The 13,110-nt window shown below is 65.0% G+C and carries 15 protein-coding genes and 1 tRNA gene; 7 read left to right on the top strand and 9 right to left on the bottom strand.

Annotated elements, in window-relative coordinates:
* Window positions 1-9: 9 nt before the first annotated feature.
* A complete protein-coding gene (locus tag ACZK33_RS01315; RefSeq protein ID WP_423173896.1) occupies window positions 10-954 on the bottom strand; it encodes an ankyrin repeat domain-containing protein in 945 nt (314 codons plus the stop codon).
* Window positions 955-1,534: 580 nt separating this feature from the next.
* Here ACZK33_RS01315 and ACZK33_RS01310 point away from each other — a divergent pair.
* On the top strand, window positions 1,535-1,942 hold the full coding sequence (locus tag ACZK33_RS01310; protein ID WP_423173897.1) for a hypothetical protein: 408 nt from the start codon (window positions 1,535-1,537) through the stop codon (window positions 1,940-1,942).
* 80 nt (window positions 1,943-2,022) lie between these two features.
* Window positions 2,023-2,346: a hypothetical protein gene (locus tag ACZK33_RS01305; RefSeq protein ID WP_423173898.1), complete on the top strand. Its 324-nt coding sequence runs from the start codon at window positions 2,023-2,025 to the stop codon at window positions 2,344-2,346.
* Between the two features lie 57 nt (window positions 2,347-2,403).
* Here the strand turns inward: ACZK33_RS01305 and ACZK33_RS01300 are convergent, their stop codons facing one another.
* Entirely contained in the window at window positions 2,404-2,706 is a 303-nt protein-coding gene (locus ACZK33_RS01300; protein ID WP_049431463.1) for an addiction module antidote protein, read from the bottom strand.
* Between the two features lie 58 nt (window positions 2,707-2,764).
* Window positions 2,765-3,052, bottom strand: coding sequence for a type II toxin-antitoxin system RelE/ParE family toxin (locus tag ACZK33_RS01295; RefSeq protein ID WP_423173899.1), 288 nt, complete (start codon window positions 3,050-3,052; stop codon window positions 2,765-2,767).
* A 233-nt stretch (window positions 3,053-3,285) separates the two neighbouring features.
* On the opposite strand from ACZK33_RS01295, the gene ACZK33_RS01290 reads away from it, so the two are divergent.
* The 3 genes from ACZK33_RS01290 (at window position 3,286) to ACZK33_RS01280 (ending at window position 6,010) form a co-directional block, all read left to right on the top strand.
* Complete coding sequence (locus ACZK33_RS01290) at window positions 3,286-3,885, top strand: hypothetical protein (RefSeq protein WP_423173900.1); 600 nt, start codon at window positions 3,286-3,288, stop codon at window positions 3,883-3,885.
* Between the two features lie 27 nt (window positions 3,886-3,912).
* Complete coding sequence (locus ACZK33_RS01285) at window positions 3,913-5,037, top strand: XVIPCD domain-containing protein (protein ID WP_423173901.1); 1,125 nt, start codon at window positions 3,913-3,915, stop codon at window positions 5,035-5,037.
* Window positions 5,038-5,158: 121 nt separating this feature from the next.
* Window positions 5,159-6,010 (top strand): hypothetical protein, encoded by an 852-nt coding sequence (locus ACZK33_RS01280; RefSeq protein WP_423173902.1) that lies wholly within the window; start codon window positions 5,159-5,161, stop codon window positions 6,008-6,010.
* Between the two features lie 127 nt (window positions 6,011-6,137).
* On the opposite strand, the gene ACZK33_RS01275 is transcribed toward ACZK33_RS01280, so the two are convergent.
* From ACZK33_RS01275 to birA, 4 genes are all read right to left on the bottom strand, one after another.
* Window positions 6,138-6,213 (bottom strand) — tRNA-Thr (locus ACZK33_RS01275).
* A 40-nt stretch (window positions 6,214-6,253) separates the two neighbouring features.
* Window positions 6,254-7,081 carry an SPOR domain-containing protein gene (locus ACZK33_RS01270; protein WP_423173911.1) on the bottom strand — a complete coding sequence of 276 codons (828 nt, stop codon included), beginning with the start codon at window positions 7,079-7,081 and terminating at the stop codon, window positions 6,254-6,256.
* A gap of 9 nt (window positions 7,082-7,090) precedes the next feature.
* Window positions 7,091-7,822, bottom strand: a complete 732-nt coding sequence (locus ACZK33_RS01265; RefSeq protein WP_012509777.1) for a type III pantothenate kinase — start codon at window positions 7,820-7,822, stop codon at window positions 7,091-7,093.
* Window positions 7,819-8,787: a bifunctional biotin--[acetyl-CoA-carboxylase] ligase/biotin operon repressor BirA gene (gene birA, locus ACZK33_RS01260; protein WP_107431404.1), complete on the bottom strand. Its 969-nt coding sequence runs from the start codon at window positions 8,785-8,787 to the stop codon at window positions 7,819-7,821. Before birA ends, ACZK33_RS01265 begins: the two co-directional genes overlap by 4 nt.
* A 144-nt stretch (window positions 8,788-8,931) precedes the next feature.
* On the opposite strand from birA, the gene ACZK33_RS01255 reads away from it, so the two are divergent.
* Entirely contained in the window at window positions 8,932-9,210 is a 279-nt protein-coding gene (locus ACZK33_RS01255) for a hypothetical protein (RefSeq protein ID WP_032128189.1), read from the top strand.
* Window positions 9,177-9,968 (top strand): M90 family metallopeptidase, encoded by a 792-nt coding sequence (locus tag ACZK33_RS01250; protein WP_478454001.1) that lies wholly within the window; start codon window positions 9,177-9,179, stop codon window positions 9,966-9,968. Before ACZK33_RS01255 ends, ACZK33_RS01250 begins: the two co-directional genes overlap by 34 nt.
* Window positions 9,969-10,947: 979 nt before the next feature.
* Here the strand turns inward: ACZK33_RS01250 and ACZK33_RS01245 are convergent.
* Together ACZK33_RS01245 and ACZK33_RS01240 are read right to left on the bottom strand one after the other, a co-directional pair.
* Complete coding sequence (locus tag ACZK33_RS01245) at window positions 10,948-12,372, bottom strand: ATP-binding protein (RefSeq protein WP_423173934.1); 1,425 nt, start codon at window positions 12,370-12,372, stop codon at window positions 10,948-10,950.
* Window positions 12,373-12,397: 25 nt separating this feature from the next.
* Window positions 12,398-13,081: a response regulator transcription factor gene (locus ACZK33_RS01240; protein WP_004136763.1), complete on the bottom strand. Its 684-nt coding sequence runs from the start codon at window positions 13,079-13,081 to the stop codon at window positions 12,398-12,400.
* Window positions 13,082-13,110 lie beyond the last annotated feature (29 nt).

The following is a 13,110-nucleotide window of genomic DNA, read 5'->3' as shown; positions in this document are numbered from 1 at the left end:
GGGCCGTGCTCAGAGAATCGCCGACGACCACGCTTCGGTGCGGAACAGGCGCTTCTTCAGCACGTCGATACGCCATTGCCCTGCCACGCGCTTGAGCACGAACAGGCGCTCGTAACGCAGCGCACGGGATTTCTGTGCATGGTCACATACCAGCACTTCGGCCTTGGAGGCCGTTGGCTGACCGACGGCGGCCAGCAGATCCTCCGGCACGTGCACCGGCGGATTGCCCACCGACATGCCCGTGGAATACACCCGCTTCCGGTCGGTACACCAAGCCGCGAGGATGTCCGCGCGCTCCTGTTGGAATGCTGCACTACCGAGCAGGTCTCCACCGGCCTTGGCATCACGGTAACCACGCGTTTCCCATGCATGGCAAGCCAGCATATAGCCACGCACCACTGCTGCCGGTTCCCCTTCTGCGGCAGGTTCAGGCCACGCAAGCGGCGGCGCCTCCTCCAACACCGGTGGCATCTGTGCGCCCGCTGCCTGCAGGCACTGCACCACAGCCGCATGCCCGCGCGCTTCGGCCAGCGACAGCGCATTGCGTCCTTCGAAATCCACGCGTGCAACATCAGCACCGCCAGCCAGCAGCAGCTCGACCATCGGCAGATGACCGCCCTGCGCCGCCACCATCAGCGGAGTGCGATGCAGCTCCGGCGAGGCCGCGTCCAGCGAGGCGCCGCGTGCGATCAGCAGACGTCCGATGTCTGCGTCGTTGCGCTCGGTCGCCCATCCCAGTGAGGTAAAGCCCACCGCCGTGCAGGCATGCTCGATGTTGGCACCGCGGTCCAGCAGCCGCGCCACCGCGTCAGCCTTTCCGGCGATCACCGCCGACAACAACGGCGTGCGACCGGTGCCCTTGTGCCGCCACTCGATGTCCGCGCCGGCATCCAGCAGCGCATCGATACGGTCGAGATCCTGTTGTTCGGCCGCCTTGGACAGGAGGTGGGACATGGGGGCTTCCGTGGGGTTGGCACAGGCCCGGCAGCTTAGTGCCATCGCAACGCCGGGGCCACTTTGTGCCGATGTGAAGCACCGATGCCGTTGGCCGCTTATGATGATCGGGTGGGTGAACTGTGCGGTCAGTTAAGTTGGCTTTACGCGTTGTTTCGCCCTGCGCGCAGGTGGCTGCGCTGCGATGGGGTATATGCCCGCACGTTCCAGCGCTGCGCGATATGTCGCTTTTGCCATGCAACTGCGCAGAACAAGCCAAACGCGATAATTCATTTTTCCTCTCGGATCGCCCGATGCCATCGAAACAAACGACTGGCAGGCGGTGATTCTGCGTGCGCATGATGAATCGCCACCTGAAAAGGTGGTCGGGACTTCCAAGCCCGAGTTGTCAACGATGTATACGCTTGCCAGCCGGCGTCGTCCTTCCAGGTGCGGCGCCGGCTGGCAATCCGTTAGCCGATCGACGGCGGGCGGTGCGTGGGGGCCTCGTGCCCGCCGATTCGTTGACCCGGTCTTGGAAGCCACGCATCGCCCGCCACCCTATCGTGGCGGCACCTCTGTTCCTGACGAGGATGCCCGCATGTCCAACGCCCACCACCCGTACCTGACCGCCACCCTGGGCGAGGCTGCCCTGCGCCTGCCGCCCGAACTGGCGCAGCCGTTGGAAGCCGCTTTCGCTGCCGCCAATGAAGCCCCTGCACCGATCAATCTGCCCGGCTGCCTGCAGCGCATCCAGATGGGTGACGCCGCCGATGGACAGCCGTGGCCGGGACCGGCAGGCGCACCTGGCGACGCCGTGGCCGCCGCACGCAGGGATCGCGCTGCGGTTGGCCTGGTGTCGCTGCTGGAGCTGTATCACGCCGCTGAGCGCGTGCGCGTAGACGGGGAAGAGAAAGACGATATCGGCGATGGCACGCGCGAAGGGCTGATACTGGCCTGTCGGGGGCTGGCGGAGTATGTCGCGTTGCAGGTGGGTGGGGCTCAATAATGCGGAACATTGAGATCCCCGTTGCACAGGTTCACAACGCCCCTGCCCCAGCTATCGAATCGAGCATACCCGCTGCTGGAATGAGCACACCCTACCCAAACCTGAAACCTGTCCTCGTTGAGCTGCGGCTGGACGAAGTGGATTCGCGTGGCGGCGCTGTTGCCGAGATGATCGCGTCCACCGCACGCCCCATGGCGCGTTCCATGAGTCCTGAAATCATGTGGTATAGCTTCGTCTTGAATGACAGAGCCATCACCCGAATCCGTCCCGGCACGCGGATACACTGCACGATCTCATTCATCAATTACGAAGGTGCGAAGGAGACGTTCCCCTGTGGCACATTGGCCGCCTTCGGAGACGGATCGTCGACAAGAGGCTTGATCCGCATCATCCGGTTTGATTGAACCTGTTCGCGCCGGACTTTCTGAGATCGCCGAGCGTGAGCGAAATGCCCTGATGCTTTACACAGCGCTGGCGTGCAATCGCACACCCAGGGCCCGGGTCACCTTCAGGATGGTCGCGAAATCCGGGCTGCGCTCGCCCGACAGTGCGCGATACAGACTCTCGCGCGACAGGCCCGCCGCACGCGCAACCTTGCTCATGCCCTGAGCGCGAGCGATATCGCCGAGCGCCTTGGCGATAAATGCAGAATCACCGTCGCTTTCTTCGATGCAGGCGTCGAGATAAGCCGCCATCTCCTCCGGCGTCCGAAGATGCTCGGCCACATCAAATGATTTGAGTTCGACTTTTCTCTTGATGGCCATGATGGGACAGCTCCGGTACTTCAGTATTGAGTCATTTCGCCTACAGCCAGTTCGATGCTCACAGGGCACGCGCAATCTCCCTGGCCGTCTCGATATCGCGCTGCTGTGAACCCTTGTCGCCTCCAACCAGGAGAATCACCAACTGCCTGCCGCGCTGGGTGTAGTACACGCGGTAACCCGGTCCTGCATCGATACGCAATTCAGAAACGCCATCCGCCAGATAGCGGTGATCTCCGGGATGGCCTTCAGCGAGCCGACCGATACGGGCAAGGATGCGAGCGCGTGCGGTTACGTCCTTGAGAGCGTCAATCCATGTCGCGAACTGACGGGTACGCTGGATCTTCATGGAGGACTGTAGCCTACTGGCTACAGTCTTTCAACTATCGGGAATGCACACATGGAACTGTGCTCGGTCTCCCATCTGGCACTCCCTCCCTCGCAGCCGACGCCCCGTCTTTTCAAATTGGAAAGTGGAACCGGGTGCGTTTTCAGTAGCTCATTGTTCACGCGGACCCGATCCGCACTCACAAAATGCTGTGCTAGATTCAAGAGTGTGACATTGGCGCGCGAGATGCTTTCATGAATGCATGGGTCGAGAAATGCGCTTCTTCATCAAAACGCGGACTTCAGCGCCGCCTCTGGATCGCAGCGCGTCGTCGCCTCGCGATCGCTATTCCGGCGCTTGTGCTGGCAGCATGTTCGAGCGCCGCGCCGCCGAAACCATCAGATCATCTGAATCAAAGACAGTCCGTCGAATCAGGGAGTGAAACTGGTATGGAGCGATTCAAGAACGACATCGAGCGTTTGACCAAGGTGCGTTTTGATGATGTCGACGCATTGAATGAACAGCTCCACACACACCTGGGAGAACCGACTCGACAAGGCTTGAGGGACGAGCGGACCGCAGAACGCGGCATGCTGGGCGGACTTGAGATCCAGAACATCACGCTGAGAAGTCCTGCCGACGATCCTACGCACGCGACCTTGGTCTTTGAGGTCGCCCCACCGAGCATCGCGCTCGGGGAAATCATCTGGGAGGAATCCGCCATATATCCACCCCATCCGGATGCGCCTGATTCCCGCCCTTACTGGTCTGCTCAGGTGAACAGTGCCAAGGTTGTACTCGGGCTCTCCCTTGACCACAAGACGCTGACCTACGTATCGATCAGTCAGCGCTGATCCCTGTCATTGCGAAGGAGCCGCACCATGGAGCGTGCTGAAGAATTTGCACTGTCACAGCCGCAGGAGAGTGGCCGACCAGGGGCCACACATCGTCCGGCTTCGCCTTTGGTTGATCCTTCGCTGGTACCGCTTCTGACCAAATCCCCAACACTTCGAGCGGGTCTTGCACAGGCTGATCACGACAACCTGGGTGTCGAATGGGGGCCAGCCGGTGGCGGCACCTATCTTGTTCCCGGTGTGAAGATCGTCATTGACGAGAACGCCATCGGGCAAGGCTCCAGAATCGCACGTTCTCTTTCTCATGAAGTTGGGCATCATCTCTTCACCGAGCAACCAGATCGGGCGTCCAAGCAGTCCTTTGTGAACGCCTCGCTGCGAGGAGAAGCAGCTGCCACGCTCAGCAATGTCCAGGTCCAGCGTGAAATCACCGCAGCCGGAGGACCGAACATTGGCGTGTCGGGCACAGGCGATCGCCCCCAGCAGTATGGAGCCATTGCCGCGAAACTCGAGGCAGGGCAGATCAACCGTAACCAAGCACTAAGTCAGATCGCTGACGTGTTCAAGACGGAGGCTCCTTCTGTTGGTCCTCATGCGACATACGAGCTTTACTATGGCGCGCACTATGATCAGCACATAGCACCCACGCAGCGTCGACGTAGGCCCGAGCCAGAATTTGACGCCGAGCGCACTTCGGCTGCGGAAAGAGACGCCGTGGTCGCCGACGACTCACTCCCAGTGCAGCGAACAGCTTCCTCAGTACCTGAACTCGGCAACGCTGACCGCTTTCTCTACATGCAGATAAGAGCGGGTGTGGAACGCCTGGACGCCGAGAGCGGGAAGCACTGGGATGAGTCGAGCCAGCGCATGTCCGCGAGTCTGTTGGTACTCGCGAAGGAGCAAGGGCTTGCAAGAGTTGACCACGTTGTATTGAACAACCCGACAGAGTCCCTTGCACGTGGCGAGAAGGTATTCATCGTCGAGGGAGCGATGGACGATCCTGCCCAACGCCGTGGAACCATGAATACGATGGACGCGCTTCGCACATCTGAAGCAGAATCACTTCATCGCGCTGAGGCCTTGGCAGTAAATCTTGAACAGCCATCGGCGCAGCAGGTTCATGCGCAGGATGGGCCATCGTTCTCAAGGTAAGACTGCCGAGGCGCCGGGTGTGCCGCCCTTCGAACCACCCGGCAAGCGCCTGTAGCATTGCAAAGTGGCGCCGACACATGGGGGGACAGCTTATCCGAATCGAACGGATGACCTGGTTGCCGTGGAACAACTGACGCTGTTGGCTGGAACGAGGGCATCAGCCCCGTTTTCGCATGGGGACAAGATGCACACAATCGCAATCTTCCTGGTCAGCGTCTGCACCATTGTTCTTTCAGGCTGCGCGACTACCGCACTTCCGAAAGGGGTTGCCTCAGCTGGATATACTGAAGTTGTTTCCGTCCCTCTAGGCCCTCTTCGCTACTTCTACACGGCTTCCATGCTTCCTGGTCAGAACGCCGTAGGCACGACTTATCTCGTCCGCTGCGCGAACACCGAGCGGACGATCAACCTACAGATCGCGGATGGGCTTACGATTGACGCCGAAGAGGCTTGTGCACGTGTCGATGCGGCGGCTGCCTCATCCGAGTCATGGATACCGGCAGCATCGAATAGCTATCGGATCCTTCTTGTACAGGAAGGCACTTCTGCGGTAGCGCGGGCAAGGTCGCTTGGCCGCTTTGCCACGGGCAGGACGCTCGCGCTTGTGTCACCGGTCTACGGCGATCAACACCGGACCTTCGCAAATCTCGTTGATCTGGTTGCGCACGAGAGCGTTCATGCATTGGGCCATGCTACAAAGCATCCCCGAGCGCTGGACGAAAGAAGCGCCTACTACGCGGGCCTATGCGCGCAACTTCAGATCAACGGCTTCATCACGGAAGAAGGTTTGCCGGGGGCCCCTCTCGCGTCCGGCGATCAGGCCGTACGCTACTCCTCGCAGGAAGCCTATCGCGTGCGGCTGGAAATCTATCCGTTGCTGGCGGGCGGAGGCATCCGGCTTGGAACTCCACCCGGCAAGTTGATGCTGCATCGTTGTCAGCAGATCAGACGCGAGATGAATCGGCTTCGGTAGCCTCATTGGCCCCGTCCAGAACCTGAGCCCAAGGGTCGTTTCCCCGATCATCGCGAATGGGCCAGCGTCCCGCTCTGGCCTTTTTTATTGAAACCGCCATTTCCAACGCGTTTCGGCGCTTCTCATGTGGTGCCGCTTATCCGAATCGAACGGATGACCTACTGTTTACAAGACAGTTGCTCTACCAACTGAGCTAAAGCGGCATGGGTGGTGCACCGGCGGCAGCGCCTCGGTCCGGGGATTCTAGCGCAACCGTGTGCATTCCAGCGACCGGCTCTGTGCCGCCCCGCTGCGCTGCTGGGCCTGGGCCAGCTGCGCGCCCGCCGCCAGCTGCCCTTCCAGCCACCATTGGCCGGCGTCGCCGCTGGCGATCAGGCGCGGCTGGAAGCCGGCGGCCTGCACCGCCGCCATGCGGCGCTCGGCGCCTTCACGGTTGCGGTACTGGCCCAGCGCCACGGCGTTGATGTCCTCGCCCTGGCTGATGATGTAGTAGTCGCTCAGGCCGGCGGCGACGATACGCTTCACCGTGGCCTGGGCTTCTTCGCGGCTGGCGGCGGCCGGCAGCATCACCCGGAAACGTGCGCTGCCGCTGGCAGCAGGCTGTTCGCGCAGGCGCACCTGACTGATGACGTTGCCGGCCTTGCCTTGCGCACTGCTCGCAGCAGCGCGGTCGGCGAACGGGCCCAGCGCGATGCAGCGCGCCGGCTCGGCAGCCGCAGGCTTTTCCGGTGCCGGGGCCGGTGCAGGCGGCGTTACCGGCTTGGCAGCGGCAGCAACCGGCGTAGCCTCAGCCACCTGTGGCTTGGCAATTTCCGGCGTGGCCGGTGCAGGCGTCGCAGCCACAGCCGTCTTCGCGGCCGGTTCGCGTTCCACCAGCGGCGCGGTCGGGGCGGCAGCAGTGGCCTCGGCGGCCGCAGCGGCATCCACGCCACCGGGCACCCACCGCAGCTCGGCCACGCCAGCCGGTTGCGGCGGCGGCGCGGGCGGTTGCGGTGCATCGCGCAGCAGCCACCAGCAGGCGACGCCAAGATTGAGGATGGCCAGTACGACGATCAGGGCACGGGTCAGCATGCGCGGATACTAGCCTGCGGGCTGGTGCACCGCCCAGCGGGCGAGGCCATCCAGCACCAGCGAGGGGTGGTAGTCGGCGCCGGGCAGCAACGGCATCAGCGCCGGTGCGCCGCCACCGTGCACCAGCAGCGACGGTGCCACGCCCAGCAGCGCATGCGCCTGCTGCGCGCTGCGTTCGATCAGCGCCACCGCCGCGCCGTCGCAGCCGGAGGCCAGCGCGTCAGCGGTGTCGTTGGCGAATTCGCTGTAGTCACCCCCGGTGGCCGGCAACTGCACGGCACGCGCGTGCAGCGCTTCGCGCATGGTGGTGGGCGATGCGGAAATGCGCCCGCCGTGATGCTGGCCATTGGCGTCGAGCAGATCAATCGTCAGTGCGGTGCCCACGCCGACCACCAGCACCGGGCGCTGCGCCTTGGCGGCGGCCAGCAGGGCCAGGAAGCGGTCGACGCCGAACTTTTCCGGTTTGGCATAGGCAATGCGCACGCCGGCACATTCGGCGCTGGTGCGCACCACATGCACGTGTTCGAAGCGGCGCTGCAGCTGGTCCAGCATGGCGCTGGTCAGCGACGGTGCGGCCACGCTGGCCACGAACGCGGTGGTGCCGCTGGGCAGGCTGTGCGGCGGCTGTCCGGCCATGCCTTCGGCGCCGTGCGCCCAGGCCTGTACGTCGCCGGCGCGGTCACCCTGCAACGGCGCGAACTTGAAGCGCGAGTTGCCGAGGTCGAACAACCAATCGCTCATGCCGCCCTCACGCTGACTTCGCCGGCGTGCAGCAGGCGTTCCTGGCCATCGATGCGCACGCGCAGCGCGCCGTCGTCAGCCAGGCCAAGTGCGGTGCCGTGCTGCCACTGCCCGTCCAGTTCCACGCGCACTTCGCGGCCGGCCAGCATGTCGAACGCGGCGTAGCGCGGCAGGAACGGGGCCAGTCCTTCGCGATCGAATTCTTCCAGCGCCGGCAGCAGGCGTGCCAGCACCGCGGCGACAACCACGTTGCGGTCCACCGGCTTGCCAGCCAGCGTATCCAGGTCTACCCACGGCTGGGTGATCTGCTCGGCGAACGACGGCGGCATGTGCGTGTTGATGCCGATGCCGATCACCGCGCGCGCCGGGCCGGCGTACTCGCCACCGCCTTCTGCGAGCAGGCCGACCAGCTTGCGCTTGCCGTCGACGATCAGGTCGTTCGGCCACTTCAGCTGCGCCTGGGTGTAGCCCAGGTCATGCAGCGCTTCGGCCACGGCGATACCGGCCACCAGGCTCAGCCCGGCCAGGCGGCCGAGGCCACCGGAGTACAGGCGCAGCACCGACAGGTAGATGTGCGCGGCCAGCGGCGAGGCCCAGGCACGGCCGCGACGGCCACGGCCGCCGGTCTGGCGTTCGGCCAGCAGAACGCTCACCCCGCGCTGGGGCGCGCTGCAACGCAGCAATTCGGCGTTGGTCGAGTCCACCGTCCAGGCCACCTGCAGGTCGTGCAGCAGGGCCTGGACGTCGGCAGGCAGGCCGGCGCGGATCGCGTCCGGGTCCAGCAGGTCGACCGGGCGGGTCAGGCCATAGCCTTCGCCAGCACGGCCCTCGATGTCCACACCGGCGGCCCTAAGTCCTTGAATACGCTTCCAAATGGCCGCCCGGGTCTGACCCAGCTCACGGGCCAGGGCGTCGCCGGACAGGCGACCGGCAGCGAGTTTGGCCAGCAATTGGCGATCGTCCACGGCAGCTTCCACGAAGTCAGGAAGGAATTATGCGGGAAAGCCGCCAGCGACGCCCGCCACGCTGGGTTTCGCGGGGGCTTCCAACGGGGCGCCGGGTTCGGGCTAGAATCGGGAACTCACCCTCCCTTAACGTGGATGTCGTCAATGCGCCGTTATGCCCATTGCCTGATCCTGCTGCTGATGCCCTTCGCGGCGTCTGCGACAGCAGCGCTGGACGACAGCCGTGGGGCCTGCGTGTCCTCCAATGGCGATGCCGCCTCGCAGCGCGCGCCCACCGCCAGCGCATCGGCCGCCAGCACCAAGGCGGCACCGGTACGCCCGGCGGCCAGCACCACCACCGGTGGCGGTGGCAGTGACGACGACATGCTGCCGCGCATCCGCGCGCCGAAGTGGCACAGCTACCTGCCGGGAATGTTCCGCTGATCAAGTCGTTGCTGCAGTGGCTGCGGCCTGCGCCGCGGCCGATCGACGATGCACTTTGGGATGACGCCTGCCGCCGCGCGGCGTGGCTGCACGGACTGGACGACGAACGCCGCACGCGCCTGCGTGTGCTGACCACGCGCTTCCTGCATGAGAAGACCATTACCCCGATTGGTGAGCTGCAGCTGCAGGCCGGCGATGGCGTGCTGCTGGCCGCGCTGTGCTGCCTGCCGCTGCTGGAATTCGGCGAGGTGGGACTGGAAGGCTGGTCGCAGCTGATCGTCTACCCCGACGCATTCCGCGTGCACCGCAGCCACATGGATGCGGCCGGGGTACTACACGAGTGGGATGACGAACTGATTGGCGAATCGTGGGACAGCGGTCCGTTGATCCTGTCCTGGGCCGATGTGCAGGCCGACCTGGCGGCGCCGCACGAGGGTTACTGCGTGGCAGTGCACGAAATGGTGCACAAGCTGGATGCACTGGATGGTGCGATGGACGGCACGCCGCCGCTGCCGCGCGCATGGCAGCGCGAGTGGGCGGCCACGTTCCAGCAGGCTTACGATGCCTTCTGCGTGCGGGTGGATGCCAGCGAAGAGACGTTGATCGATCCGTATGCGGCCGAAGCGCCGGAAGAGTTCTTCGCGGTGACCAGCGAGTACCACTTCTCCGCGCCGGATCTGCTGCAGCAGGCGTTGCCGGAGGTGGCCGCGCAACTGCGGCGGCTCTATGGCGAGCCGCCGGCGATCGAAACACGGTAGTGCCGGCCGCTGGCCGGCACCTTGGCAATGCCACCGAAGATCATGAGGTTGCCGGCCAGCGGCCGGCACTACCGGAACACCCGCGCTGTTGCGCCAGGCGATGCCCGGCGGACGGGAACGCGCAACTGCGGCGGTTCTATGGCGAGCCGCCGACGATCGAAACACGGTAGTGCCGGCCGCTGGCCGGCACCTTGGCAATGCCACCGAAGATCATGGGGTTGCCGGCCAGCGGCCGTCACTGCCGGAACACCCGCGCTGTTGCGCCAGGCGATGCCCGGCGGGCGGGAACGCGCAGCTGCGGCGGTTCTATGGCAAGCCGCCGACGATCGAAATACGGAAGTGCCGGCCGCTGGCCGGCACCTTGGCAATGCCACCGAAGTTCATGAGGTTGCCGGCCAGCGGCCGGCACTACCGGAACGCCACGCGTTGTTGCGCCAGGCGATGCCCGGCGGACGGGAACGCGCAGCTGCAGCGGTTCTATGGCAAGCCGCCGACGATCGAAATACGGTAGTGCCGGCCGCTGGCCGGCACCTTGGCAATGCCACCGAAGTTCATGAGGTTGCCGGCCAGCGGCCGGCACTACCGGAACGCCACGCGTTGTTGCGCCAGGCGATGCCCGGCGGACGGGAACGCGCAGCTGCAGCAGTTCTATGGCAAGCCGCCGACGATCGAAATACGGTAGTGCCGGCCGCTGGCCGGCACCTTGGCAATGCCACCGAAGATCATGGGGTTGCCGGCCAACGGCCGGCACTACCGGAGCACTACGCGCTGTTGCGCCAGGCGATGCCCGGCGGACGGGAACGCGCAACTGCGGCGGTTCTATGGCGAGCCGCCGACGATCGAAACACGGTAGTGCCGGCCGCTGGCCGGCACCTTGGCAATGCCACCGAAGATCATGGGGTTGCCGGCCAGCGGCCGTCACTGCCGGAACACCCGCGCTGTTGCGCCAGGCGATGCCCGGCGGGCGGGAACGCGCGGATTACGGCCCCGGCGGCAGGCTCACTTCGAAACGGGCACCGCCCAGTTCCTCGGAGCGGCCTACAGCCAGTTCACCGCGATAATCCTTGATCAGGTCCTGCACAATCGACAGGCCGATGCCATGGCCCTGCACGCGCTCGTCGCCACGCACGCCACGCTGCAGCACCTTGCCGATGTCGTCCGGGGCGATGCCGGGGCCATCGTCGTCCACCGCAAGCAGCAGGCCGGCGCGGCGCGCGTTCGGTGCCGGCAGCGGCTGCGCGGTCAGCAGCACGCGGCGGTTGGCCCACTTGAAGGCATTCTCCAGCAGGTTGCCCAGCAGTTCCTGCAGGTCACCCGGTTCGCCGTGGAAGCGCGCGGCCGGGTCAATATCGAATTCGCACAGCACGCCCTTGGAGGCATAGACCTTTTCCAGGCCCCGCACGATTTCCTCGGCGTTGGATTCGATCGGCAGCGGCGCGGAGAACAGCTTGTGGCCCGACGACGCAGCACGTGCCAGCTGGTAGGAGACCAGGTTGTTCATGCGCTGCAGCTGCACGTCCAGTTCCTCGCGCAGCGCGCCGTCGCCCGCGCCGCTGTCCATCTGCGTGCGCAGCACCGCAATGGGCGTCTTCAGGCTGTGTGCCAGATCGGCCAGGGTATTGCGCTGACGCTCGAGGTTCTCGCGCTCGCTTTCAATGAAGGCGTTGATGCTGTCGGTCAGGGGTTCCAGCTCGCGCGGGTGGCGCTCGCTCATGCGCGCGGTCTCGCCACGCTGCACCTTGGTCAGCTCGGTGATCACGCGACGCAGGGGCCGCAGGCTCCACTGCAGGATGACGGTCTGCAGCAGCAGCAGGATCAAGCCGATGCCACCCAGGTAGAACCACACCCGGCCACGGAACACCCGCAGCTGCGCACCCAGCGCGCGCGAGTCTTCCATCACGTAGATGGTGTACGGGAATTCGGTGGCGGGATCGGCGTCGGCGTCCCACACCAGGCCCAGGCCATAGCGGTACACCGAGCCCTGGCTGCCGTCGATCTGGATCATCGGCAGCGGGCCTTCGAACACTTCCTGGCGCGGCGCCAGCAGGCCACCGCCGACGGTGGGCAGCATCGGGCCTTCGGCAGACATCGAATTGCCCTTGCCGTGCGGCATCACCACCTGCAGGTACAGGCCGCTGCCCGGCACATCGAAGCGCGAATCCGGTGGCTGCTCGCGGATGTACAGCGAGCGGTCGCGGGTGAAGTCGATGCCGGCCGCATAGGCGGTGGCGTAGTTCTTCAGGCGCTCACGCAGGTTCGCCTTCGCCGTATCGGCGAAGGCGGCGTCGAGCGCGTAACCGGCCAGCGCCAGGAACGCGACCAGGCCCACGGACGCGGCGAGCATCTGGCGCGCCTGCAGTGAGCGCGGCCGCCAGCGTCGGAAGAACCACAGACGGCCGGACATCATGGTATCGCCAGGGTGAGCCGGCTCAGCCCTCGTTGCGGGGGATCGCGAAACGGTAGCCGCGACCGCGCACGGTCTCGATCGGCTTCAGCTCGCCATCCGGATCCAGCTTCTTGCGCAGGCGGCCGATGAAGACCTCCAGCACGTTCGAGTCGCGGTCGAAGTCCTGCTGGTAGATGTGCTCGGTGAGATCGGCCTTCGAGACCAGTTCACCGGCATGCATCATCAGGTACTCCAGCACCTTGTACTCGTAGCTGGTCAGGTCGACATTGCTGCCGGCCACACTGACGGTCTGGGCGGCGAGATCCAGCGCAACCGGGCCGCATTCCAGCGTCGGCTTGCTCCAGCCAGCGGCGCGGCGCAGCAGCGCGTTGACGCGGGCCAGCAGTTCTTCGACGTGGAACGGCTTGACCAGGTAATCGTCGGCGCCCTGCTTCAGGCCCTCGACCTTGTCCTGCCAGCTCGAACGCGCGGTCAGGATCAGGACCGGGAACTTCTTGCCTTCGTCACGCAGGGCCTTGATCAGCTCCATGCCCGACATCTTGGGCAGGCCGAGGTCGATGATGCCGACATCGAACGGAACTTCGCGCCCCATGTAGAGGCCTTCCTCGCCGTCCTGCGCAGCATCGACGGCAAAGCCTTCGCGCTTGAGCCGGGCTGCCAGGGTCTCACGCAGCGGGGCTTCGTCTTCGACCAGAAGGATACGCATGAACTCTCCCTAGTGTCCTGGGTGTGGCC

The sequence above is a fragment of the Stenotrophomonas sp. 86156_Sma genome, from assembly GCF_056481625.1.
The sequence above is the reverse complement of the archived record's forward strand: the minus strand, read 5'-3'. Positions and strand labels throughout refer to the sequence as shown.